The sequence below is a fragment of the Cohnella endophytica genome (assembly GCF_003628305.1).
GTDB classification, from domain to species: domain Bacteria; phylum Bacillota; class Bacilli; order Paenibacillales; family Paenibacillaceae; genus Cohnella; species Cohnella endophytica.
On record NZ_RBZM01000001.1, the window covers coordinates 24,034 to 45,992 of the forward strand.

General features: G+C 34.1%; 34 protein-coding genes. 30 read left to right on the forward strand and 4 right to left on the reverse strand.

Translation table 11 applies throughout. The features are described from left to right. Window positions 1-161: 161 nt before the first annotated feature. The gene (locus D7Z26_RS00130) at window positions 162-635 is read left to right on the forward strand and encodes an HAD domain-containing protein (protein ID WP_120973612.1); all 474 of its coding nucleotides are present in this window, start codon (window positions 162-164) and stop codon (window positions 633-635) included. 239 nt (window positions 636-874) lie between these two features. Here the strand turns inward: D7Z26_RS00130 and D7Z26_RS00135 are convergent, their stop codons facing one another. Next, a complete protein-coding gene (locus tag D7Z26_RS00135; RefSeq protein WP_120973615.1) occupies window positions 875-1,123 on the reverse strand; it encodes a hypothetical protein in 249 nt (82 codons plus the stop codon). A 1,491-nt stretch (window positions 1,124-2,614) separates the two neighbouring features. Here D7Z26_RS00135 and D7Z26_RS00140 point away from each other — a divergent pair. Then, a complete protein-coding gene (locus D7Z26_RS00140; protein ID WP_120973618.1) occupies window positions 2,615-2,971 on the forward strand; it encodes a VOC family protein in 357 nt (118 codons plus the stop codon). Between the two features lie 91 nt (window positions 2,972-3,062). Here D7Z26_RS00140 and D7Z26_RS00145 read toward each other — a convergent pair whose 3' ends face one another. After that, the gene (locus tag D7Z26_RS00145; protein WP_120973620.1) at window positions 3,063-3,359 is read right to left on the reverse strand and encodes a hypothetical protein; all 297 of its coding nucleotides are present in this window, start codon (window positions 3,357-3,359) and stop codon (window positions 3,063-3,065) included. A gap of 180 nt (window positions 3,360-3,539) precedes the next feature. Between D7Z26_RS00145 and D7Z26_RS00150 the strand changes: the two genes are divergently transcribed. From D7Z26_RS00150 to D7Z26_RS00225, 16 genes are all read left to right on the forward strand, one after another. Further along, window positions 3,540-3,863 (forward strand): DUF3024 domain-containing protein, encoded by a 324-nt coding sequence (locus tag D7Z26_RS00150; protein WP_233566530.1) that lies wholly within the window; start codon window positions 3,540-3,542, stop codon window positions 3,861-3,863. Window positions 3,864-3,932: 69 nt separating this feature from the next. Continuing rightward, the gene (locus D7Z26_RS00155; RefSeq protein WP_120973622.1) at window positions 3,933-4,394 is read left to right on the forward strand and encodes a GNAT family N-acetyltransferase; all 462 of its coding nucleotides are present in this window, start codon (window positions 3,933-3,935) and stop codon (window positions 4,392-4,394) included. 74 nt (window positions 4,395-4,468) lie between these two features. After that, complete coding sequence (locus D7Z26_RS00160; protein WP_120973623.1) at window positions 4,469-5,287, forward strand: VOC family protein; 819 nt, start codon at window positions 4,469-4,471, stop codon at window positions 5,285-5,287. Between the two features lie 232 nt (window positions 5,288-5,519). Then, window positions 5,520-6,023 carry a GNAT family N-acetyltransferase gene (locus tag D7Z26_RS00165; protein ID WP_120973625.1) on the forward strand — a complete coding sequence of 168 codons (504 nt, stop codon included), beginning with the start codon at window positions 5,520-5,522 and terminating at the stop codon, window positions 6,021-6,023. 27 nt (window positions 6,024-6,050) lie between these two features. After that, window positions 6,051-6,470 (forward strand): GNAT family N-acetyltransferase, encoded by a 420-nt coding sequence (locus D7Z26_RS00170; protein ID WP_120973627.1) that lies wholly within the window; start codon window positions 6,051-6,053, stop codon window positions 6,468-6,470. A gap of 1 nt (window position 6,471) precedes the next feature. Continuing rightward, window positions 6,472-7,005 (forward strand): hypothetical protein, encoded by a 534-nt coding sequence (locus tag D7Z26_RS00175; RefSeq protein ID WP_120973629.1) that lies wholly within the window; start codon window positions 6,472-6,474, stop codon window positions 7,003-7,005. A gap of 61 nt (window positions 7,006-7,066) precedes the next feature. Continuing rightward, on the forward strand, window positions 7,067-7,522 hold the full coding sequence (locus tag D7Z26_RS00180) for a GyrI-like domain-containing protein (RefSeq protein ID WP_120973631.1): 456 nt from the start codon (window positions 7,067-7,069) through the stop codon (window positions 7,520-7,522). A 199-nt stretch (window positions 7,523-7,721) separates the two neighbouring features. Then, window positions 7,722-8,255, forward strand: a complete 534-nt coding sequence (locus D7Z26_RS00185) for an AAA family ATPase (protein WP_233566556.1) — start codon at window positions 7,722-7,724, stop codon at window positions 8,253-8,255. Continuing rightward, window positions 8,252-8,746: an AAA family ATPase gene (locus tag D7Z26_RS00190; protein WP_120973635.1), complete on the forward strand. Its 495-nt coding sequence runs from the start codon at window positions 8,252-8,254 to the stop codon at window positions 8,744-8,746. Before D7Z26_RS00185 ends, D7Z26_RS00190 begins: the two co-directional genes overlap by 4 nt. A 51-nt stretch (window positions 8,747-8,797) precedes the next feature. Beyond that, entirely contained in the window at window positions 8,798-9,127 is a 330-nt protein-coding gene (locus D7Z26_RS27635) for a low molecular weight protein tyrosine phosphatase family protein (RefSeq protein WP_120973637.1), read from the forward strand. Between the two features lie 21 nt (window positions 9,128-9,148). Beyond that, a complete protein-coding gene (locus tag D7Z26_RS00200) occupies window positions 9,149-9,679 on the forward strand; it encodes a hypothetical protein (RefSeq protein WP_120973639.1) in 531 nt (176 codons plus the stop codon). Between the two features lie 52 nt (window positions 9,680-9,731). Next, a complete protein-coding gene (locus D7Z26_RS00205) occupies window positions 9,732-10,238 on the forward strand; it encodes a GyrI-like domain-containing protein (RefSeq protein ID WP_233566531.1) in 507 nt (168 codons plus the stop codon). Window positions 10,239-10,322: 84 nt separating this feature from the next. Next, window positions 10,323-10,571 carry a hypothetical protein gene (locus D7Z26_RS00210; RefSeq protein WP_120973641.1) on the forward strand — a complete coding sequence of 83 codons (249 nt, stop codon included), beginning with the start codon at window positions 10,323-10,325 and terminating at the stop codon, window positions 10,569-10,571. A gap of 71 nt (window positions 10,572-10,642) precedes the next feature. Beyond that, a complete protein-coding gene (locus D7Z26_RS00215; RefSeq protein WP_120973643.1) occupies window positions 10,643-11,098 on the forward strand; it encodes a hypothetical protein in 456 nt (151 codons plus the stop codon). A 27-nt stretch (window positions 11,099-11,125) separates the two neighbouring features. Next, window positions 11,126-11,578: a hypothetical protein gene (locus tag D7Z26_RS00220; RefSeq protein ID WP_120973645.1), complete on the forward strand. Its 453-nt coding sequence runs from the start codon at window positions 11,126-11,128 to the stop codon at window positions 11,576-11,578. Between the two features lie 52 nt (window positions 11,579-11,630). Continuing rightward, window positions 11,631-12,035 carry a hypothetical protein gene (locus tag D7Z26_RS00225; RefSeq protein WP_120973647.1) on the forward strand — a complete coding sequence of 135 codons (405 nt, stop codon included), beginning with the start codon at window positions 11,631-11,633 and terminating at the stop codon, window positions 12,033-12,035. 183 nt (window positions 12,036-12,218) lie between these two features. Here D7Z26_RS00225 and D7Z26_RS00230 read toward each other — a convergent pair whose 3' ends face one another. Further along, window positions 12,219-12,725: a TlpA family protein disulfide reductase gene (locus D7Z26_RS00230; RefSeq protein ID WP_120973649.1), complete on the reverse strand. Its 507-nt coding sequence runs from the start codon at window positions 12,723-12,725 to the stop codon at window positions 12,219-12,221. A gap of 61 nt (window positions 12,726-12,786) precedes the next feature. Here D7Z26_RS00230 and D7Z26_RS00235 point away from each other — a divergent pair, with 61 nt between their 5' ends. The 5 genes from D7Z26_RS00235 to D7Z26_RS00255 all read left to right on the forward strand — a co-directional run bounded on the left by D7Z26_RS00235 (window position 12,787) and on the right by D7Z26_RS00255 (window position 16,455). Further along, complete coding sequence (locus D7Z26_RS00235) at window positions 12,787-13,518, forward strand: RDD family protein (protein WP_158602136.1); 732 nt, start codon at window positions 12,787-12,789, stop codon at window positions 13,516-13,518. A 395-nt stretch (window positions 13,519-13,913) separates the two neighbouring features. Further along, the gene (locus D7Z26_RS00240; protein ID WP_158602137.1) at window positions 13,914-14,486 is read left to right on the forward strand and encodes a hypothetical protein; all 573 of its coding nucleotides are present in this window, start codon (window positions 13,914-13,916) and stop codon (window positions 14,484-14,486) included. Between the two features lie 124 nt (window positions 14,487-14,610). After that, window positions 14,611-15,093 carry a hypothetical protein gene (locus D7Z26_RS00245; RefSeq protein WP_120973654.1) on the forward strand — a complete coding sequence of 161 codons (483 nt, stop codon included), beginning with the start codon at window positions 14,611-14,613 and terminating at the stop codon, window positions 15,091-15,093. 401 nt (window positions 15,094-15,494) lie between these two features. After that, the gene (locus D7Z26_RS00250; RefSeq protein WP_120973656.1) at window positions 15,495-15,962 is read left to right on the forward strand and encodes a GNAT family N-acetyltransferase; all 468 of its coding nucleotides are present in this window, start codon (window positions 15,495-15,497) and stop codon (window positions 15,960-15,962) included. A 49-nt stretch (window positions 15,963-16,011) separates the two neighbouring features. Continuing rightward, the gene (locus tag D7Z26_RS00255) at window positions 16,012-16,455 is read left to right on the forward strand and encodes a hypothetical protein (protein WP_120973658.1); all 444 of its coding nucleotides are present in this window, start codon (window positions 16,012-16,014) and stop codon (window positions 16,453-16,455) included. A 25-nt stretch (window positions 16,456-16,480) separates the two neighbouring features. Here D7Z26_RS00255 and D7Z26_RS00260 read toward each other — a convergent pair whose 3' ends face one another. Further along, complete coding sequence (locus D7Z26_RS00260) at window positions 16,481-16,948, reverse strand: DUF1772 domain-containing protein (RefSeq protein ID WP_120973659.1); 468 nt, start codon at window positions 16,946-16,948, stop codon at window positions 16,481-16,483. A gap of 752 nt (window positions 16,949-17,700) precedes the next feature. Between D7Z26_RS00260 and D7Z26_RS00270 the strand changes: the two genes are divergently transcribed. The 7 genes from D7Z26_RS00270 to D7Z26_RS27970 all read left to right on the forward strand — a co-directional run bounded on the left by D7Z26_RS00270 (window position 17,701) and on the right by D7Z26_RS27970 (window position 21,844). After that, window positions 17,701-18,255 (forward strand): hypothetical protein, encoded by a 555-nt coding sequence (locus D7Z26_RS00270; protein ID WP_120973663.1) that lies wholly within the window; start codon window positions 17,701-17,703, stop codon window positions 18,253-18,255. A gap of 40 nt (window positions 18,256-18,295) precedes the next feature. Further along, window positions 18,296-18,838 carry a methyltransferase family protein gene (locus D7Z26_RS00275; protein WP_120973665.1) on the forward strand — a complete coding sequence of 181 codons (543 nt, stop codon included), beginning with the start codon at window positions 18,296-18,298 and terminating at the stop codon, window positions 18,836-18,838. A 35-nt stretch (window positions 18,839-18,873) separates the two neighbouring features. Continuing rightward, window positions 18,874-19,431, forward strand: a complete 558-nt coding sequence (locus tag D7Z26_RS00280; RefSeq protein WP_120973667.1) for a DUF4234 domain-containing protein — start codon at window positions 18,874-18,876, stop codon at window positions 19,429-19,431. A 909-nt stretch (window positions 19,432-20,340) separates the two neighbouring features. After that, window positions 20,341-20,868, forward strand: a complete 528-nt coding sequence (locus D7Z26_RS00290) for a DinB family protein (protein WP_407643465.1) — start codon at window positions 20,341-20,343, stop codon at window positions 20,866-20,868. 41 nt (window positions 20,869-20,909) lie between these two features. Continuing rightward, complete coding sequence (locus tag D7Z26_RS00295; protein ID WP_120973669.1) at window positions 20,910-21,341, forward strand: hypothetical protein; 432 nt, start codon at window positions 20,910-20,912, stop codon at window positions 21,339-21,341. Window positions 21,342-21,368: 27 nt separating this feature from the next. Continuing rightward, window positions 21,369-21,626, forward strand: a complete 258-nt coding sequence (locus tag D7Z26_RS00300) for a hypothetical protein (RefSeq protein WP_120973671.1) — start codon at window positions 21,369-21,371, stop codon at window positions 21,624-21,626. A gap of 17 nt (window positions 21,627-21,643) precedes the next feature. Continuing rightward, on the forward strand, window positions 21,644-21,844 hold the full coding sequence (locus D7Z26_RS27970; protein ID WP_120973672.1) for a DUF6199 family natural product biosynthesis protein: 201 nt from the start codon (window positions 21,644-21,646) through the stop codon (window positions 21,842-21,844). Window positions 21,845-21,959: the final 115 nt, after the last annotated feature.

The window sequence follows — 21,959 nt, forward strand, 5'->3', positions numbered from 1 at the left end:
TGCCCCCCCCCCCCCCCTAGATCCGGATCAGCCGGACACATCCGCACCACCTAACTATGTCGCGACCGCCCTTTGTGCTAAGGTAGTGGGATGTCGTGAACACAATTTTGTTATCTGAAATACGCTTAAAGCTAAACTGCAATAAATATGAGGTGTTCTAGATGAAACTCATTTTCTTGGATATCGATGGTGTCTTGAACACCGATAGATACATAAGAATACAAAAAAATCACAATAATGGACAGATTACATTTGACCCAGAAGCAATGAAAAATCTAAAGTTACTGGTTGAAATGACAGATTCATTTATTGTTATTTGTTCAACATGGAGAATTCATTATGAATCAAATGAGAAACTTTGGAGAGATTTGATAAGGAACTTTATTGAATACCTGATAGATGAAAGAATTATTGGAATAACCCCTGTTCACGACAAGAATTCGAACACTTCGATTCGATGGAAAGAAATTGAAGATTGGTTATCTAAGAATGAAGATAAGGGAATTGAATCCTTTGTTATTTTAGATGACGAATGGGACATGGCGATTTATTCAAGAAGATTTGTAAGGTGTCAAGCCTATAAAGGTTTAACGGATGATTTAAGGACGAAAGCAGAAATAATACTAAACACATGATCTAATAGAAACATAACAAGAAGTAGTGAATGAAGTTGATTTGGATGAAAAGAATAATATTTTTTAAGTATTTCTAGAAGAGCCGAACTTCAGTTAACACCATATTCACGATTTGGTTGTCCATTCGGACCTCGGTCTGGCTGAAGTTTGAATAGGATACTGGGGGTAGTTCACTAGGCGTTCAATGCCGAACTATCTTATCCTGATAGTTTAATGAACACTGTTTGTTGAGTGTCAGCTCATGCTGCCGGATTTGTTGAATTTTGTTTATCTTGATTGAGTTCAACAATAGTTTCATCGTCCACGACATAATAATATTTCTCATAGATTCGAACCGGGACCATCAGGAAGAAGCCCACGAATGCTAGACATAGGGCGAAGAATCCGTAAACACTCATTATGTCTACAATCAGCTGCCCGCCTTTCGAGGCTAACTTTGCAACACTTTCTCCGATAGGGGGCAGGTTCGATAATAGCTCGATCTTCATTGAGGTTTCCTCCAATAAAAGTTAATTTGGTGGGGAGCGGAGTCGCCGGATAGGGCAGAGCTGCTTCATCATAACATCCACACTTCCGCTATTATTCGGTTGCTTCAAGCGACAGTGATTGATACTCTTTCTGATTTCTATATTAATCTGCTAAGCATTCGATTAATGTGACGGATATCACACATTAGGAAACTCATGAAGGGATGAAATAAGTAGCTAAGCTATAAGCGTAAATTTTAGAAGCAGATTTTTAATAAGGGAACTATAAGGATTAAATAATTGATCAAAAAAGGGCCGCGCTTGACGCAGCCAGGGTGAAATCATATATGTAAATAGAAAACCTTGAAAGGTACTATAAATAAATAGAACTATTCGGTTTAGAGACTATTCCTTATGATTAAATCAAAATTCATAAGGAGTATGATATTTATGGGAATCAATAGTAAGCATTTTCGAGGAGGGCTATAACTACGTATAACACCATATTCGAGTTTCGGGCCAGTCGGCCTTCGATCCGGCAAAAGTTAGATAAGGACTCAGTGTTGTAATTGGCAGCAGCAGGGAAGCGTAATCAACCTACGGAGGAAAATACAATATTGAAATCATTAGTATTTTATTACGATTTCAACCAGGAGATCCTGGAGGTCTGAATAACAACATGTGCACGCATCGGGGCTTTCGCCCCTCAGTTTGGCTAGAGATAGATGAAGATTCAGGGGTGTAAGTACAGAAAGAGGTGATACTAGATTAAACGTAAATCATCTAAGTTCTTTATTATCTATTTTTCTATTTTACTTGTCGTCCTTATACCAACGATATATAGATGTGTAGATTACTTTATAGCTAAAAATGATTTAAAGGTGGCTTTGGAAGATTTCTTTAATAATCAATGTGAGAATCCTACTATTATTAAGGAAGTTGATTTCAATTTTTATAAGCCAAATACATATATGGCTTTTGAAAGAAGAGCTCATGTATGGACAGCAACAACAAATAACTCTAAATTTCCAAGAATAAATGGCACATTAAATTCGGCAATTAACTTTTCTTTCCCCTCAACGTATTGCATACAAAATAATAATTTCGCGATTGAGCCTATTTCTGGAGATATCTATCTAAGTCTTGATAGATCTAAGGGGAAATTTGAATCAACGTTCATTACCGATTTAAACAAAGAAATAAATGTAGGATTCGATAAACTTGGATTCAATCTGTTAATTATATTGTATTCACTGTTTGCAATAGTAGGGTTATTCATTTGGTCGATCTTAAGAAGCAAGGAGTATTAAACTCGAAGAAGAGGGAGTATCATATAACTCCATATTCACGCTTCGGGGCTTTCGTCCCTTGGTTATTGAATGTATAATAATGGAAGAGACGCAGACAACACACAACCCGGTCTAAGATAGGAGCTATCTAAGGCCGGGTCTCGTCATGAATAAAAGAGCGTTTAATGAAATTCCCTTATTTCTTTGAAGGGCGAGGGATAATATGAGACCAATAGTTAGTTCTAAGTTGCTTGGTGTTATGCTTTACGCTAAGGATTTGAAAAGAGCAAGTAATTGGTATTCTGATAAGCTGGGATTTCAAATTACGGATTATAACTTTGATGACTTTGTTGAACTAGCAATTGAAGGAACATATGTAATGCATTTATTTAGGGATTTAGATCTAGTGCCGATAACGAGAGCAGTCTTTTCATTTAATACTTACAATATTGAACACGCCTATATAGCACTTAAGAACAATGGTGTAGAAGTTGATTCACTAGAAACATATGGAGATCATAAAAGCTTTAGTTTTAAGGACTGTGAAGGAAACCAGTTAATGATTTCTCAATATGATTAAGAAGAATAAATGTTATCCGAAACCTCCGAGATCATGATGACAGAGCAAAGCTCAATGCTCTAGTCGTCTTCACTTGAAGATTAGCACTGGATTAGTCTTTGTTTATCTTTCTACGTCGGGATATAGAGAGACCGCCAAATCCAGTGATTACAGCGATGTAAAAACCTAGGTCATACCACCATCCAGTGTTGTTAATTTCATAAATCCTAATATGGTGTTTAAACAATCCAATGATTAGTGATATAGGTGCGATCCATCCATGCCAAATCCCCCAGAAGAATCCAGCAAGATGATGTTCGTTATTGATTCCATCCCCTGGCACGCATCCCGTTAATGAAAGTACAGAAACACTTAGTAGTAACATTAGTAATAATTTCTTTAATTTCATACTCCGCCACCGTCCCTTTATTATTTTTCCAACTGTCAAGGATATTGATATGATGGCATCATTATATGCATTAGGATACAATTCCATTAAAAGACTTTGCTGTAAAGGGGAATCTTAATAACTTTGGCTTAAGATCATGTGAAATCATTGCATAGTACATAAAAAGACGGAGTGATAATCGTGTTAGATGATTTTACTAAGAAGAGAATTGAAAAATTATTAGAAAACTATATAGACCAAAAAGTTCCAGCACATCTCAAAAATGACGTAAAAATACTTTATAAATTTAGGGGCAATACCGTCACATTAAGTCAAGAGCGACCAGGATATATGGAAAGACGCTTTGAGTACCCCATTGCACAATTAAGATTAGAAGAAACTTACTGGAGAGTATATTGGCGAGACAGTAAGAATAAATGGCATTTTGTAGATGATATAGTACCTGACAGACATTTTGAAAAACAATTAATGGAAATAGATAGTAACGATATTTTTTGGTTTTAATCGGTTGGTACAAGAAAGTTATGTGCATTACCGCAAGTGCGTATAATGTCACAATTATAGGAGTCAAAGATGATTCGAATTCAAAATGTTCGGGATTATCCCGAACTCCTTAATGAAGCCATTCAATACTTCTGGGGACAATGGGGAACTGAAACCAACTTTAATTTTTATCAAGACTGTATTTTTCAATCTTGTAGGACAGAAAGTGATTTGCCCAGATTTTATCTGGCGATAGAAGATGACAAGATCATAGGTTCGTATGCGCTGCTTAGAAGTGATCTTAATAGTCGACAGGATCTAAGCCCTTGGTTTGCTTGCCTTTATATTAATCCTGAAGCAAGAGGAAGAAATATTGGAGATCTTCTACAAACCCATGCAATTAATGAGACTAGGCAAAAGGGATATCTAAAGTTATATCTCTGCACAGAATTAACGGAATATTATGAAAGAACAAATTGGAACTATGTGGGTAAGGGATATTCTATTAGTGATGATGAAACAAGAATTTATGAATATGTAATTAAGGAATAATATTGTAGATGTATGGCTTCGAGTTGTAATTCAGCATATAACACTATATTCAAGTAAAATCGAGGAGGTAAAGCATGACACCTAACTCTTCAGTTCCTACACTGTTTTTTGATGGACAGTTTATAGATGTTTTGTGGGACAATCATGAAAATCTTGTGAGATGGTTTGAGAAATATTTTACATGGAAGGTAATCAGGCAAGAAGATTGGAAAGTAGATCCGAGATGTTTAGAAGGAAAAATGACTCAAATGAATTATGGTACGTGGCTTGTCTCATATCTTACGAATTCACGATTGCCACACCATTATGCTGAACGGGGTACAGTTGAGTCCAATATTCGGTTATGTTTTCGAATTAATGAATTAGGGGAAATACATAAAACTTTATCAGATGATGGAGTGAGGGTTTCTCCTATATATGATGGACCAGTGACAAAATATTTTGATATATGGGCCACACCTGAGGGCATCAGGTTGACTTTACAAGAGGATTTATCTGTACCATCTGCAGAGTTGTTTCCTTCCTGGATTAGAGTAGGTGTAAAAAACCTTGATGATTCCATCATGTGGTATGAACAACATATGGGAATGAAATTAGTTGAACGTGATAAGAGCAACAAATTCGTAATTATGACATTAAAGCTAAATCATTCTGAAGAAGATTCACTCTGGTGTATCGAGCAGAAACCAATTGAAACTTTTACTGGAAAAGTAGATGGCCAAATCCAACCAGTATGTTGGATTAATAGCAGGGATGATTTTTTTAAATACCATCAATATTTGATTGATAGCGGGATTGAAACGTCTGAAATCGGGGGATTTGTTACAAGAGGTATGGTAAGTTTTCATTTCTACGATCCTGATGGGAATCGTTTTAACATAAGTAGCATGTAGGTATTACTCGAAGAAGCAATGGAGGAATTCCCATTCGGAATTTGTTTTTTCATTGCAATCATGTACTTCTTATCAAGAGTGAGAAAATTGGAACAAAACAATCAAAAGAGAATTGCAATCAGTTTGATAGTAAGCATTGCTATTTTTTTGTTCTTGTTTATTTTATCCTTAAATCTTATTGATAGACTGTACTAGTGAACTGAGTAGGATAGTTGAAACGGAGGGTGAATAAATGATCACACGGATACTTCAAGAATCAGACGCTCAATTGTATCAGGAAGTACGATTGAGCGGGTTGAAAACTAACCCAGAAGCTTTCGGTTCAACATACGATCGAGAATCAAACTTTTCATTAGACGCTGTAAAAGAAAGAATAAGACCAAATAAGGACAAGTTTGTTTTAGGTGCGTTTTTGGAAAATGGCACTTTATCGGGGATAGTAACTTTTGTTCGTGAAACTGGCATTAAAACCTCCCACAAAGGAAATGTATATGGGATGTATGTAACACAAGAAATGCGAGGAAAAGGACTAGGAAGAGTACTCATGCTGGAATTAATAAGAGAAGCAAGAGAATGCGATGGCTTGGAGCAATTAAATTTAATCGTCGTATCCAATAACGAATCAGCAAAGAAGCTATACAGGTCAGTAGGATTTGACGTTTATGGTGTGGAACGAAGAGCTTTAAAGTATAACGGTCAATATTATGATGAGGACTTAATGGTACTACGATTATAGAATTTTACAGAATCTAAAAGATTTCTTATGTCATTGCAAATATCCAATGAGCCAAAATCAGAATATAAAGAGTACGTAAGGAACAAAATGTATGAATACAATTTATTTCATTTTCCAGTTGAATTAAGAGGCAGATACCAAGAGTTAAATTTGTATCTGATAGATTCGGATAATCAAATCACCGGGGGAATTGTTGGGGAGTTTTGTTGGAACTGGTTAGAGATTCAGTATTTATTTGTTGAACAAGCATTTCGAAAGATGGGATATGGTCGAAAGTTATTATTGGAAGCAGAAAAAATAGCTAAAGAAAAGCAATGTGATTTTATAAAGTTGGATACATTGAGTTTTCAAGCCCTAGACTTTTATAAGAAAGAAGGATTCGAGATATTTGGAACCATTGAAAATGCTGGAGGGCATACGTATTATTATTTAAAGAAGGATATTTAAAATGACCTATTATTTGTTTCATTATTTCGAGAAAAAATATGGACCATTCAGAAACCTCTCCAGTTTATCAATCGAAGAAGCGTTGGAGATATCTAATCAAATTAAACATGAAGGAAAGATATTTGCCAGTCAGAGATCAAGTGATTATATGACTATTAGAAGAGAATTAGAGAAAATAGCTCGAGATCAATTTATAGTTAAAGGCGGTAAACCACGCAATTTATTTCCACACTACATGACATTGGGATCTTGTGACTGGCTTGAATCTTGGTATGAAACTCCGGGTAAGATATCAATAAACTTGGATAAGTTTTTAGAAGAATCAATTAGTTTTACATACGGTGATCTATTTCCAACGATGAGATATCAGGATGATAAACCATATCGCAAACAAGTTTATACAAAGAAAGAAATAAAAGATGTAATTGAAAAGTTTGGTTATCCGCAGGTATGGAATAGGCTGGGAGACAAAGGACCAGAAAGATATATTGAAGTTCAAATTTGGGATGAAGAAGTACTCAAAAAATATATTTAGTAAGCTGGGATTGAGGGTCTGCTAGTCGATATTCAAATACATTTTGAAGGGAGTTTTAGCGATGTTTCTTTCTCAAGATGTTGAAATCATTCACTTACAAGAAAAGAAGTTTGTTGGAATACCTGTCACTTCGGCATTTATAGGTATAGGACATGATCCAAATAAAATCGAAAAAGTTAAAAATGAGTTTGTATCTCGCAAAGAAGAAATAAAAGAAATAACTAACCCATTGGAATATGTCTGCCTAAGCTTTGTGTCAGAATCATTGTTTACTTATCTAATTTGCTTGGAAGTAAAGGAATTAATCGATGTACCAGAAGGGATGCTAGGGTTTTCAATTCCATCTCATAAATATGGAAAAACAAGATCAGAAAATGATCCATATTCAGTAATACATAATTATTTTAATCAGAATGGGATCAAAAATAATAATAGAGCGATGTCCTTAGAAATCTATAAATTTGAAGACCCACAATGGCCAAATAATGTAGATGTATATATTCCGATCGAAGAATAATAGTAAGTTTGCCATGAGAATAATATAAGGATTGATTCCAATTGGTAGATTCAATCTCAATCATAATCAACTACAAGAAATCAGATGCGTTTAGAAATCTTCGACTTTATGGGAAAGGACGTCGCTTATAAAAGGACCTGCGAAAATTTCGAATAGAGCTTTAGGAAATCAAAGTAATAGGAGTGATAAATTGATTATCATGATTAACGGAGCTTTTGGATCCGGAAAGACTTCGGCAGCCCATATGCTGCAACCTTTAATACCTAATAGTATGATCTATGATCCTGAGGAAATCGGATATATGATTAGAAAAATCATTTTAGAAGAGAATAGATTAGAAGAGGAAAGAACAGATGATTTTCAAGACATAGAATTATGGAGAATACTTACAGTAAAAACTGCTAGTGAAGTAAAGCAAAAATATAATAAGCATATAATTGTACCCATGACCATTTACAAGTCAGAGAATTATGACTACATATATAACGGATTTAGAAGCTTCGATAATGATATTTTTCATTTTTGTCTTATAGCCTCTGAAGATACGATACATAAACGATTAGCAACACGTGGAGATACTTATGGAGGTTGGACATATCAACAAACACAGAAGTGTATTAATGCTTTTGAGGACAATAAGTTTCAAGAACATATCCTAACAGACCAAATCGAAACGGAAGAAATTGTTGAAATCATCTTAAACAAGATTTCAACTAAGAACATTGACTCATGAATAGAATAAGAATAATTGGATCATGCGGAAGCGGGAAGACAACCCTCGCTCGTGAAATATCTGAATTGAAAAATATCCCGTTCTATCAATTAGATAACTTTGTATGGGATAGAAGTGAGGAATCAAAGAGATTCCCTGAAGCGATTAGGAATGACCAATTAAATAAAGTAGTAAACAATTCGAAATGGATTATCGAAGGTGTTCATTACAATTGGTCACATGAAAGTTTTATGCATGCTGATGTTATTTTTGTTCTCACACCTCATGTATTAGTAAGAGATTGGAGAATATTAAAGAGATTTATTAAGACAAGATGGGGTCTTGAGGAATCCAATTACAAACAAACGTTTCAAAATGTATTTAAGATGATGTACGCGTGGAATCACAAGTATGAAATAAATAAAGTGATGGAAATTACAGAAAAATATAACGGCAAAAGAGTAGTAATTAATAACCATAAAGAGATTTGGAAATACATTAATGATTCTTAAGTTCAAGTGATATAATAAAAACCAAACCAATTCAGGAACAGGTGACAAGACATTAAATTACTCTTTGTCTGCAGCCGTAATAAATGGCGTAGTTTAACAGCTGAAAAAATCTTTAATGGATACAATGGTTACGAAGTTAGATCGGCAGGAACTGAGGAAGGCGCTAGAATTAAGGTTACCGAAGGACACATCGGATGGTCAGATATGATTTTCGTTATGGAGAAGAAACATACAAGAAGGCTTAAAGAGAAGTTTTCAAACACATTAGTGACCAAACAATTGATTTGCTTAGATATCCCGGATGATTACAGATTTATGGATGAAGAATTAATAGAAATATTGAAATCCAGAGTATCTGAATATCTGGAAGTTCCCGAATAATTATCAAAAGATGGTGTTAGCATGGATGATCAGCTGATAAGAGCTAAAGAATTGTTTACTTCCTATGATGGCAGTACATTGCATATGTATCGTGAAGGACAATTAGAAGAATACAAACAATATAATATTCCAAAGCAATTAGAAATCGACTGGTTTAATGAACTGATAAACCAATACACTCAAGAGCTATCAATTAAAGACTGGAACGCAGTATATCGTTTAGATTCAATTGCGAACCATTATAAAGACGAAAGGATTCTAAGGAACGTTGTTGCGTTTACCTCTAGGAATGTAATGAGTTCCGATAGTATTGTAAAGCTTATGTATGCTGAAGGGATCATTGAAATCATTAATAAAACAAAAGACCAGATACAAAATGACCTTAGAACTGAAGCCTATAAGACAACTTATCTAATACTTGAAGATATTATCAATAAACCATTAATTATTGATCCAGGACATGAACTAGAAAATTACAACTTGAAAGATAAAAAGTCATTAAACGATCGAGCCAAAAGAAGCATAGAAAAGATAAAGAATGATTTTAGTTGATTAAATGATGTGGAAAACATCCGTTAACACCATTTTCATATAGGAGGAACTCATGGATCCTAAAGGCTTGAGTTCGATGAGGATTGAAATCATTCAAACCAATGAAATCACTTCATATGTAGGGGTTAGAGCCAACAGTTACATGACTAATTTGGGAGCTGCTGTTGAAGCAGCTTTTAATGAATTAATTAACAGAAGAGAAGAAATAAAACACATAACCTCTCACAAAGTTACGTATGGAATTACGCCACCCAACTACAAAGGCAATAGTGGTTTGGTTGATTTTTACTGCTGCTATGAAGTAGATCCAATCGGCAATTTGCCACAAGGTATGATTCATATTCATTTACTACCTCGTACATATTCAGTCACACATTATAAAGGTCCATCGAATAAAATAGTAAAGGCCTATGATTATACAACGAAGTGGCTTGAAGAAAATGGATATGAATATGACGATACTTCGTATTATTTTGAGCGCTATGATGAAAAGACAATTAGAGGAACAGATGATGAAAGCAGTGAAATTCTAATCTATTGTCCAGTAAAGAGAAAGTAATTTTGATAGTATTTCTAGACGGCATCTCATAACACCATATACATTGGATTAAGTATTGAAAAAATAATCGATTGGAGCCATAAAATGTTTGATACATTCAAGAAATCAAATGTCTTTGCCAAAATTACTTTAGTATCTGGAATAATTATTTTCTTCTTACAATTGATATACGAACACACCTTCCCAATGCTTGGAGTAATTACCATCATCATTGGAGTAGTGTTACAAGAATTAATAAGTGCTTCAAAAGCCGAATTAGACAAATTGAGAATTGAAAATATTGATCTGAGAAAGAAAATAGATGATCTTGAGAAATTGAAAAAGCACTATTGAAATAATAATTCGATCCTTATACGAAACCCAAGACGTTAACTCCATATTCAAAATAAGGGGACTGATTTATTTTGAATGCTTCCAAGGTGCACCCTAAAACCGTAATGTTAACTGTTTTCATAATCCTATTTATAGGAACAGTCTTTTTTTCAATAATATTATTTACAGAGAGAGTCGAAAATTTTGTTTTATGTATGGTAATCGGAACATCATTTTCTTTATTGATGGTCGCCTTGAATTACTTTTTACATGGAATCAGTATCGAGGATTCAAAACTTGTTATTAAATTGGATGGGGCCAGAGGGTATAAAAAGTATACTATTGAATTAAGCAATATCAAGAAGCTGGAATACATTAACCGAAAAATACTGGGGTCAAAATTATTTATCGTACTTGTATACTTTACTGAGGGAAATGAAGAAAAGATGCTGGAAATAAAAAACAGCATTTATTTTGAAAAAGACCTAAGAATAATATTTAATATTATCCAGACGAATTATCAAATACCGTTTACAGAATATCAATAAGTCGAAAAGTCAAATCGGAGGACCTAAATGAGATTCTTACTTTTCACAGTGTTAGTTTTATTACTCGCAGCTTGTGATTCTCAGAATAACAAAGGGCAAAATCCTAATCCTAATCCTAATCCTAATCCCTATCTGATTATTGAAGGGCATGATCCTCTAAAAAATCTAAAGTCAAAAGCATTAACAAAAGAAATAGATGATGTTGAAGAAATAAATGAATTGATAAATCAGATTAAAGCTTTATCAAGATTTCCCGATGAGACAATTTTTTGCCCAAATGATAACGGAGTAAATTATGATTTGAAGTTCAAGAATATATTTAACGATACAGTTGTTAATGTAACCGCAACAGGATGCCAACAAGTGAAATATAATAATGAAGTCTACTGGGCGATGGAGCCACAAGGTAATCAATTTAGATCTTATTTACTCAAAGTATTAGATTTGAGTGAGGGAGAGTTTTCTGGAGTAAAAGAATGAAGCAATCGGTGTGGTGTCACGCATACAAGTAAATTCCTTTTGGAGGTGCAGCTTGTCTAAGCTCAAAGTAGTCCTCTCAATACTGTTATTATCATTATTGGTTGCATGTAATAAAGAGCCCAATAAAGCGGAAAATGAACTCATCAATAATATTATGGGTAAATGGATAAGTTCTGAGGATAATTCTATTTTTTTAGAGCTTAAAGAAAACATAGAAACAATAGGGATTGAAGATTCGGAAAAAATCTCCCAAGCCGACTTCACAATCCAAGAAGTGAATGTACAAAAACAATACATAGTCATTCATGGCTTTATTGAAGAATTATCAGAAGAAAATGAAAACCATACTAAAGAAGAATTTATAAATAAACTTGAACTTCAACAAAGTGGAAATAAGCTTAATTATTTATTGAATTATCAAACGGAAAATATTCAAAGTGAATGGACGCGACCGTAAGGAACTACAAAACCCAACTCCCCAATCCAAAAGACTACAGGTATTGATAATAATGAACTTAATTTAATGAGAGAAGATTGGTTAAAAGCGTCTGAAATGTTAATGGAAAAAGATATTGTGATTAATTCTTTTCAGTCTGATTGAATGATAAGAGATTTGAAAGTTACATAGGTGATAGAATGACTAAGCTTTATAATTATTCTTAAGAAAGATAAATGAATTTTCAATGGTATCGAGATCAGTAGCACCGATTATTGTATCTATTACCTCACCGTTAGAATTAAAGAAGTACAGAGAAGGAAAACCAGAACCTGCGTATTTCTTGTATATACTTCCAGACTCATCTAGAAGTATCGGGTAATCGATATGATAATTAGCTACGTAATCTTTAACATCTTGAATGTCGTCACGGTTAGTTATATTTATTCCGAATATATTCAAATCATTTTTGTATTTATTGTATAACTGCACGATTTTAGGGGCATCTTCATTACAGTAAGGACACCAAGATGTAAAGAACAATAATACCGTAGGCTTCTCAGAGAATTTTATTGAAACCTGATTTGAAGTTTTAAGATCTTTTAGGACAATATCTTCGGGATTTTCCTTATTATCCTTTAAAGCATAAAACAACGTAAAAACTGCAATGAGTAAGACGATAACGGTACTTATTTGTTGTATTTTTTTCATTACTACACCTCAGAATTTAAAAATAATTACAATGATGATAAACACAAAGGATGATAAACACTTGGAACTATTGCAGAATCCATCGGTTTTTAGAAGAGTATGTGCCTTTTTGATCGATCATGTTATCTTTACGATTGTTGTAGTTATGATCTTTTTTGTAATTCTGGGACAAGATAACCTCGATATATCTGCAATGCCTATTAAAATGATTATATTGTTGGCTGCGGCTTTTATTTTATACTGTTCTAAAGATATCATAAATGGAAGAAGTATTGGAAAGAGGGTTTTTGGACTCGCAGTCCGAGATGACAATAATAATGTACCTAAAGCCAGTAAATTATTTATCAGAAACTTGTTTACTTTCCTATGGCCAGTAGAATTAATAGTAATATTGGTAAGTCAACAAAAAAAGAAAATTGGCGATCGATTAGTTCATACTAACGTTATTGTGATTAGGAAGAATAAAGGTATCTTAGGCATTATTTTATCTATTAGTTCAATAGCTATTTTCTTTATTTGTATTATCCTTTTTGGAGTTCTTCAGATTATGAAACAAAGTGATTCTTACAAGGTTGCCACGGACTATATTCAGTCAAGTTCAGACATAAGAGAGATTGTAGGTAATGAGATCAAGTTTGGCTATTTTCCAATGGGGAGTATCCAGTATGAGAATGGCTACGGAAAATCGGATTTAACTATGAAAGTAAAGGGAAAAAATAAAACAATATCCGTGCATATTCTGTTGGATAAGAAACCTGGTAGTGATTGGTTTATTGAAAGCGTTGATTATTAGTAAGTAATTAAAGCGAGCTATTCGAATAAGGCAGAACGATTAAGGAAGAGGATACGAAACACGTATTCTCTTTTTTGGTTATCCATGCTACATTATACCTAATATCTGGAAATTTAAACTGATCGGAGAATAAATATGTTTGAATCAGTCCTATCTCTATTGATGAATAGCATAATTCCTTTTTGTCTTGGATTATTTTTTTATGTTATGTCCCCTGTAATTAGAAGAAGCGATACAAAGATTTCAGAGTTCTCAAGAAAAAGCGGAATCGTAATCTTAATTATAGTTTCTTTATGGATCGTAACAAATCTCATACAAATCATATTTCGCTAGTTATTTCTGTTTTAGAAAGCCGATTCGGACAATCGGCCCTACAAAGCGGGGGAGTGATAGTTATGAAACGAATACTTCTTGTTATGTTTAGTATCCTTTTTGTTGTAACCGGAATAGTATCGTATCCAGCCAATAGAGCATCTGCTTGTAGTTGTGTGGGTGGAAGTGCTAAAGATAAATTAGAACGATCTACAGTAGTCTTTGAAGGGAAAGTTATCAAAAAGGGCAAGACCAGGCAGTCTCAGTTTGGTGGATTAAGAGAGTATACATTTGATGTTGATAAAGCATGGAAAGGCGTTCAATCGAGTAAAGTGACTATTTATAGCTATGATGGTAGTGAAGCTTCATGTGGGCTTCAGTTTAATAAGGGGCAGAGTTATTTAGTCTATTCCTATCTAGATAAAGACAATTCATTACAAACAAATTATTGTAGCGGGAACATACCTATTTCGCAAGCGGGAGATGAAATTAATCAGTTAGGGTTAGGGACAACAGTTAATAAGAATGCAGAGATACAAACAGAATCTAATCAAGGGCCGTCTTATATTGTAGTAGTGAGTGTTGGAATAATAATAATGCTTACAATAACGATTTTTGGAATATGGAGAATTAAGAAGCGGAACAAATTCTCTTAAGTACTAAATGAGGGCGTGATCAACCGTTAACAGGGATAGAAACCCCAAAGTGCAGCAGAATAAGTTGGCGGGACGACGTAAATAAGACAACACTTGATGAAAAAACTGATGGAGGAATTGTTAGATGAAAAGAAAGATTATAGTAATCATTTCAACAATATTGATAATTATTCTTTTTGCCAGTTTTATATATTTGAGAAATAATCAAGTGATCAATATTACAGGACTGACTCAATCCAATGAAACTGGAAAACAAAGTATCATTTTAGAGTTAGAAAACAAAGGAGTAGCGGATATTAAATTATTGAAGGTCTTTATTAATAACTCGCAATTGCCAAACAAAGTAGAATTAGTTGCTAGCTACTCATCACATTTAGTAGCAGGTGGTTTATTAGACGAGGATCCAGATATTAAATTTACTGATGATATTAGTTCAATAAAAATTAGACCCGCAACAAATTCTGAACAAAGAATTGAACTTATAAAAAGTAAAGCACATCCTACTGACTATGGACTAAGAATTACTTATGAAGATAAAGTAGAAATTGTGAAAATCAAATACAAATACTTAGGATTGGTTTTCACAAAAACAGTGGATTTAAAATAAGTTTATTAAAGGGAAACAAAATGTGCTAGTTTATAGAACCATCATTTTTATAATCTTTTCGATAAATGTAGTAATATCGAGATGGTTTTATCATAACTTGAATTTAGAAAAGCTTGAATATCTGTTTACTATCATTGCATCATTACCTTTTATGATTTTCTCTTTTTATCTGTTTAGGAAATTCATTTCTGCTACTACCAATGCAACCAAAGAGGAAATAGCCTGGTTTGAAGAAAGTCTTATCGTAAATAGGTTTTTCTACATAGGTCCTTTAATATTTTCAGTACATCTAGGATATGGAATCAATTTGATAACTTAGTTCAATGAGTATTTGAAAGTGATTCATAGAGATCTCAGGTATTTCTGCAGAGACATGAACAATTTATTCGGAGAGGTGCTTTATGTTAAGGTTTGTTGAAACCTCAATCAATGATATTGAACTTGAATTGGAGATCATTAACTCCAACATGTTCTTTAATGTAATTTCCAAAGACAAAGATAAATTGACCCATGAGGACTTATTAACTGAGATTACCGATTCAATACAAGTTGGGGCAGAACGATATCTCATTAAAGATAAAGATAAATCTGTTGGAGTAATTGAATTCCTTATGAAGAATCCGAATGATGGATTTCCCTGGCTTGGTTTATTAATTGTAAAAAAGGAATTTCAAAATAAAGGATATGGAAGTAAATCATTAAACGAATTTTATAAAATTATGAGTGAACGAAAGATTAAAGCATTTAGAATTGGAGTCCTGTTAGAGAATGAACCGGCTCATTTTTTTTGGAGGAAGCACGGATTTATAGAAGTAACTACAACAATGATTGATAACAAAGAGATAATGATCTATGAGAAAAGAATTTGATAGATAACTCGGCGGAGTTTAGATAAGGATTCCCTAGGGGGAGAGTTCGATGAAATATACCAAAATAATAATTCTTATGTTTTTAATATTTACTCTATTAGGCTGTACAGAAAAATCCAAAGAATTCCCCAAGGAAAATGATTTTACGATTAGTTCGAGCGTATCTAATATGTCGCCCAAGGTTGGAGAGGAAATTACAATCAACACTAAATTAATTAATAAAACAGAGCAAAACTTTGATGTTCAAAGAGGACCTAAATTAATATTAGTACAATATCGTAAAATAGAAGATCCAGTTGATTTAATAATTGAGGGTCCGGGATATCAAGATACAATCTGGGCGAATAATGAATATGCAAATATCGAGACAATTAAAATTGAAGAGCCAGGTAAATATAAAATTAATATTACTGCATCCTTTAGTATAAAAATGAAAAACGAATATAAGAACTACAGGATAAATTCTGAAAAATTAATCGTTGAGGTGGGATAATGCATCTAATGTGAGCCTTCAAACATCAACTTACAGTCAATTGCACCGTCACGGCTGCCAAGAAGCATGCAAATGCTAAGATCGCTGCGGAGGAACGAACCACGTCCAATCGCTCCCAACGTTTGATTAACTGCTTCCAATTGCTTGGTGGCGCATCTGGACGCCAGTCGAGTACTCCCTTGTTAATAGGGACAGTTCCGATAATCGTGGTCAAGATGAAAATGAGCAAGGCAAGTACTCCGGCGCACCGGAAGGCGAAACCGGGGCCAGTGCCATTCAGAAATAGAACGGTAATCCCCGAAACAACCGTCGGTAGAATAATAGCGGGTACAAGAACTCGTAGCTTCAGAATGAGTGCTTGACGGACCCGAATCTGTGATTGGTAATCCAGATGAGACAGTGACACATGGACTCCATAACGAACCACAAACTCTTCGCCAGCTAGAATGCCAGCGAGAAACAAACTAACGAACTCAAAAATGACAAGGTACATGGGATATCCTCCAAATAAGTGTTTTCATGTTTGCGCGAGAGTAATGTGTACTAAAGTTAAAATAAATTTATGAACTCAATATGAACGGAAATCCGCGCAATACGTGAAAGGAAGATAGATCAAATGATTAAATTAGTTTCCTTTGTATTTGAATTGCTACGTCTATGTATTTTACTTATTTTGACATTGCTTATTCTAGGTGGCCTAGAAAGAGAAATCTATCGATTGATATTTGGCAATCCAATTTACCTTTGGAGTATGACTTTAGGAAACATGATATTATTTTTAGTGGTTTACCGAAATTATTTTCAGTTTAAGGGATGGTATAAATCAGAGAATAATAAAAAACTAAAAAAAAGCTCGACAATAAGTTTAATCACTTTCTCAATGGTGCTATTATTAATTCCAATTTGGATAAACTAGTAGTTTCAGGGGGAATCGTTATTAATAATCTAATTAAAAGAGCTTCGACTGTGTTTATTGTATTTATTCTATTTATAGGTCTCTTGTATACAACACCAATAGGATCAAGAGCTAGAGAAGACATTGCAAACAAAATTATTACCACAAGGTACCAACCATACGCATGGATTGTAGTGGGCAAGGAAAAAAGAGATAGGTTAATTAAGGAATTCCATAGGAAATACGGTAAAGAATAAATTAATTATGGCACATTGAACCTAATATCTGGAAATGAAACTCTAACCATTCGAATCGAATATCTAATAATTCTCCATAATGGGGGAAGTATCTTGACGAAGAAAATAATTATTCCGATTCTTGTTATCTCCATTATCATGCTACTCGTATTGTATACTTTGTATACAAATCCCAAGAAATACTCTAGTAATATTAATGGGATCAGTTATCAATTGGGAATTGAAAACAGACAGTTGGCTACTCCAGTCAATGTTCAATTGAATGGATATCTAAATAGACAACTCAACGGAAACAAAAAGTTTGTCGGTTCTTTTTATTTAAAGTTGAGTGACTCCTCTGAGCCTGAAATAAATAGAAATATCGAAATTACTTTCGATAAAGTCGGAAGAGGACTTATCATTTTTGATGAAACCAGTAGTGGGATACCAAAACTAAATTCATATGGAATAGTATTTATCAATAATAATCTAAGTGAAATTTCTATAATGAAATACAAAGAAGAAAAGAATGACTTAAATGGAATCCATAAAGGATGGAGTGGCGAAGACGGATTCATGATATCCGGGCCTGCTGAAAATAGATCAGAGGCAATAGACATTGCAAATAAACTAATGAAAAAACTTTTGAATGGATATCCCTTGGTTTAGGATACTTGCTAATCTAGCTTTTTCAGAAAGGAGTTAATTGATGTTCTTACTAGCATATATACCAATCATCTTTTTCTTTTTATTGGAATTCCAAAGATTTAAGCCTATAAAGGAAGTAACGACAAAAGACAACTCCAACAAGATCATTGGAATGACTTTATTAGGGATGATTGTTGTTCCAAGCTTTATCTTTTATGAATTTGCTAATTCGAAACTAATCATATATTTATTAATAGTTGGGATGCTTATGAGCTGTGTGGGGGTTTGGATCAGATTTTCAGCTATTAGAGTCTTAGGTCGATTCTATAGTAGAAAAGTAGGCTTTCAAGAAGAGCATAAGGTTATTCAGGTTAGTTGGTATAAATATATCCGGAATCCCGGATATTTAGGGACACTATTAACCTATTTAGGATTTGCAATTTCAACATCGAGTTGGATCTCTGTAATCGTAAATATTGCATTATACTTTCTTGCCTATACTTATCGGATGAATATTGAAGAGAGAGTTATGAAATCCGAATTTAAGGATGAGTACATTCAATACATAAAAAAGACGTGGAGAATAATACCGTTTATTTATTGATTATTTAAATGACATAGGAAGAGGTAGGAAATATCTTGGACAACAACGATGGAACAATTGAGTTAGTTGCTTCTAGTACAGTTATTAATAAAAGTGATCTAAATGGATATTGTCAACCAGTGTGGCATTTTGTTTTTTTATCGGTTCTTACATTTGGACTCTATGATCTTTATTGGTACTATCGAAATTGGAAATATCTAAAGAAATATAAGGGGTTAAATATAAGTCCAGTATGGCGAACAATAGGTATACTTGTCCCGATTTTTGGATTGTATCTAATTTATAGCGCGCATAAGGATTACCATAATTTAATAAAAGAAGAAGGGGTAAATAGAACTATCTACCCGGGGCTCATCGTAGTGGCTATTATCATAACTGGTTTGTTGACCAGGCTGCCTGATCCCTATTGGTTACTTTGTTTTTTATCGACGATTCCATTAGCCATCGTGCAAAAAATATTAAATGAATTGTGGAGGAAAGTGCAGCCCGGTTTGATACATAGAACCAAATTTCGAGGCCGGCAGATCTTTTTGATAGTTATTGGAGTAATCTGGTGGCTGCTCGCAATAATCGGAATGACAGTCCCTGAATGAGGAGTCGTCCTTTACATTTGAGTAATTGGAAATCAGAGTGGAACACTAATTGAGCTTAATGGAAGGGGGTTGTCCCTATCCTAATTTCATTTGTTTTAAGTTTAATTTTCAATCGTATTAATCATTATAAGTTTAGCGATGTAGAGAAAGAGGAATACAACAATATATATGAAGAAGCATTGAGCCAGAATGGGTTGATTAAATACGAAAGTTCGTTTCCCAAACACCGTTTCTTACAATACCTCTCAATGAGTAGGAATGTGCTGTTCCATGGATCTAACAATAAAGAAATCAATGAATTTCAACCTCGACGGCAGACGTTATTCAATGGGCAATATGTAGAAGCTGTATTTTCAACAAGCGATGGGATATGGCCGATTTTTTACGCAGTGTTCGATAGAAGCAAACTAATCGGAAACTTCAGGAACGGCTGTATTGAATCTAACAATAGCAATCGATTTTATTTCTTCTCGTTAACTGAAGAAACCTTAAATAATGACCCATGGACAGATGGGATCGTGTATATACTTCCCCGAGAATCATTTTATAAAGTTGGAAAGGGTCTTATAACCTTTGACGAGTGGATTTGTGAAGAACCAATAAAGCCAATAACAAGACTACAAGTAGCTACCGGTGATTTTCCTTTCTACAATAAGGTCTCCATACATAGAAGTCGGGAATCGTTAATAAAAACATGGTTATTTTATAAATTCAGAACGGTATTTGTGAGTAAATCGAGAAAGACAGGTAACAGCTGATAGCATTGTTCATGCTACATGCGTTAAGATAATTACTGAATTCAAATAAGTATGATGAGGATACGAATTTCGTATTCTCTTTTTTAGTCATTCGTGCTACATTGTACCTAATATCTGGAAGTTGACAAAACGTAAACACTTGGAGGAAAACATGCTAAACATGAATAATATTTATCTCATTTCGGACATTCCTGGTTATCCACCACAAATAAGTCGATTGCTGTCGATGATGAATTATGCAAGGCATACAACATTAGAAGCCACAAAAGATTTATCCGTTAATCAATTGGATTTTTTATTAGATCCTGAGAGTAATTCAATTGGTGCATTGTTGATGCATTTCGCTGCGGTGGAATACGCCTATCAAGTGGAAACCTTCGAAAAACGAGAATTGAATGAACAAGAGATGTCCATCTGGGGAGCTGCTGTGGAACTCGGTGAAAGAGGACGGGCAGAAATTAGGGGAAATGAACTGGATTACTATGTTGGTAAATTAAATGAGATCAGAAATCGAACCTATGAATTATTTAAAACCGTCGACGATGACTGGTTATACCAAGAAGAAGAGTTCTGGTATAAGAAACAAGCTAATCATTATTTCATGTGGTTTCATGTATTTGAAGATGAAATTAATCATAGAGGTCAGATCAGAATGATAAAGAAGAGACTGAAGGTTTGAATGTTCAAGATGCCGTAATCTCGGGGAGTTGAGTTAATACAATGAGGAGAGTAGGGGCTTTATTATTTCTTTTCATACTCGCCGTAAGTGGCTTAGTCGGATGTAACCACTCAGCCGAATTGTATGCTGAAGTAAACCCACAATCCCTTAACAAAAAGGTAAAAGACTTTGCAGATATCTTAAAGGATCGTAATGGGTTGTTTTTATATACGCTAGTCGGCGAAAAGAACTATTTAATCGTTAATTATTCAAACGTTAATCAAGGAGAGGAAGCAAATTTTCTCGAATCAATAAATGCAAAAGTCCAGGATCATACCCTAATCATAAATATTAATGTATTAGGTACACAGGATTACCAAGACAAAAGATTAGGGAGCATGAGAGTTTTCAGTCTGGCAAGTGCTAATAAATATGAGAAAATCCAGATTTTCAAAAATGGCATTGAGACAAGTTTTGATGCAGCAGGTGGATGATGAGGGCTCAATATGAGGAGGTGTGTAATGGACAATAAATACAATCCTTATAAAGATGAAACCATTCATACAACTCAGGCTTCCGATAACCATGAGAGGTTTGAAAGACAGGGTTTTAATGATGTATTGAAGCATTATGATGCAGTTAACGGATTTCAATCACCCAAACAACTTAATCATTTTCCGAGTTATCTTAAACAAATCATAAGATGGATTATAATAATCAACTTACTAATTGTAGTCGGAGTTATTCTCAACCAGGTAATTCACTTGTTAAAAAAATAGCGAAAGAGAGGTTTATTATGATTGTACTCGCTTGCGTTTTGGCGATATTTGGTCTGTTTGGGAGCATTCGGCCAGACCTCATTTGGGTAATATCAGAAAGTTGGAAATCAAATGACGCAACGGAACCCTCCGATTTGTATATCATTTCAACCCGCTTTGGGGGAATCGTTTGTTTTCTGTCAGGAATTGGAGTCATCATTGCTTTGGCGGTGGCGTAATGAAATCATTTTGTATTTCTATGCTTCTAATCGTTTTGTTATTGATTGGATGCGGGAATAAAGATATCTTTTAACCCGTTGCAAATGAATGAACTTCAAGTGGGGGTACCATTAC

Excerpts from the sequence above, each read along its gene's own strand:
- D7Z26_RS00130 (WP_120973612.1), top strand. The coding sequence starts at position 162 with ATGAAACTCATTTTCTTGGATATCGATGGTGTCTTGAACACCGATAGA.
- D7Z26_RS00135 (WP_120973615.1), bottom strand. The coding sequence starts at position 1,123 with ATGAAGATCGAGCTATTATCGAACCTGCCCCCTATCGGAGAAAGTGTT.
- D7Z26_RS00140 (WP_120973618.1), top strand. The coding sequence starts at position 2,615 with ATGAGACCAATAGTTAGTTCTAAGTTGCTTGGTGTTATGCTTTACGCT.
- D7Z26_RS00145 (WP_120973620.1), bottom strand. The coding sequence starts at position 3,359 with ATGAAATTAAAGAAATTATTACTAATGTTACTACTAAGTGTTTCTGTA.
- D7Z26_RS00155 (WP_120973622.1), top strand. The coding sequence starts at position 3,933 with ATGATTCGAATTCAAAATGTTCGGGATTATCCCGAACTCCTTAATGAA.
- D7Z26_RS00160 (WP_120973623.1), top strand. The coding sequence starts at position 4,469 with ATGACACCTAACTCTTCAGTTCCTACACTGTTTTTTGATGGACAGTTT.
- D7Z26_RS00165 (WP_120973625.1), top strand. The coding sequence starts at position 5,520 with ATGATCACACGGATACTTCAAGAATCAGACGCTCAATTGTATCAGGAA.
- D7Z26_RS00170 (WP_120973627.1), top strand. The coding sequence starts at position 6,051 with ATGTCATTGCAAATATCCAATGAGCCAAAATCAGAATATAAAGAGTAC.
- D7Z26_RS00175 (WP_120973629.1), top strand. The coding sequence starts at position 6,472 with ATGACCTATTATTTGTTTCATTATTTCGAGAAAAAATATGGACCATTC.
- D7Z26_RS00180 (WP_120973631.1), top strand. The coding sequence starts at position 7,067 with ATGTTTCTTTCTCAAGATGTTGAAATCATTCACTTACAAGAAAAGAAG.
- D7Z26_RS00185 (WP_233566556.1), top strand. The coding sequence starts at position 7,722 with ATGATTAACGGAGCTTTTGGATCCGGAAAGACTTCGGCAGCCCATATG.
- D7Z26_RS00190 (WP_120973635.1), top strand. The coding sequence starts at position 8,252 with ATGAATAGAATAAGAATAATTGGATCATGCGGAAGCGGGAAGACAACC.
- D7Z26_RS00200 (WP_120973639.1), top strand. The coding sequence starts at position 9,149 with ATGGATGATCAGCTGATAAGAGCTAAAGAATTGTTTACTTCCTATGAT.
- D7Z26_RS00205 (WP_233566531.1), top strand. The coding sequence starts at position 9,732 with ATGGATCCTAAAGGCTTGAGTTCGATGAGGATTGAAATCATTCAAACC.
- D7Z26_RS00210 (WP_120973641.1), top strand. The coding sequence starts at position 10,323 with ATGTTTGATACATTCAAGAAATCAAATGTCTTTGCCAAAATTACTTTA.
- D7Z26_RS00220 (WP_120973645.1), top strand. The coding sequence starts at position 11,126 with ATGAGATTCTTACTTTTCACAGTGTTAGTTTTATTACTCGCAGCTTGT.
- D7Z26_RS00230 (WP_120973649.1), bottom strand. The coding sequence starts at position 12,725 with ATGAAAAAAATACAACAAATAAGTACCGTTATCGTCTTACTCATTGCA.
- D7Z26_RS00240 (WP_158602137.1), top strand. The coding sequence starts at position 13,914 with ATGAAACGAATACTTCTTGTTATGTTTAGTATCCTTTTTGTTGTAACC.
- D7Z26_RS00245 (WP_120973654.1), top strand. The coding sequence starts at position 14,611 with ATGAAAAGAAAGATTATAGTAATCATTTCAACAATATTGATAATTATT.
- D7Z26_RS00250 (WP_120973656.1), top strand. The coding sequence starts at position 15,495 with ATGTTAAGGTTTGTTGAAACCTCAATCAATGATATTGAACTTGAATTG.
- D7Z26_RS00255 (WP_120973658.1), top strand. The coding sequence starts at position 16,012 with ATGAAATATACCAAAATAATAATTCTTATGTTTTTAATATTTACTCTA.
- D7Z26_RS00260 (WP_120973659.1), bottom strand. The coding sequence starts at position 16,948 with ATGTACCTTGTCATTTTTGAGTTCGTTAGTTTGTTTCTCGCTGGCATT.
- D7Z26_RS00275 (WP_120973665.1), top strand. The coding sequence starts at position 18,296 with ATGTTCTTACTAGCATATATACCAATCATCTTTTTCTTTTTATTGGAA.
- D7Z26_RS00290 (WP_407643465.1), top strand. The coding sequence starts at position 20,341 with ATGCTAAACATGAATAATATTTATCTCATTTCGGACATTCCTGGTTAT.
- D7Z26_RS00295 (WP_120973669.1), top strand. The coding sequence starts at position 20,910 with ATGAGGAGAGTAGGGGCTTTATTATTTCTTTTCATACTCGCCGTAAGT.
- D7Z26_RS00300 (WP_120973671.1), top strand. The coding sequence starts at position 21,369 with ATGGACAATAAATACAATCCTTATAAAGATGAAACCATTCATACAACT.
- D7Z26_RS27970 (WP_120973672.1), top strand. The coding sequence starts at position 21,644 with ATGATTGTACTCGCTTGCGTTTTGGCGATATTTGGTCTGTTTGGGAGC.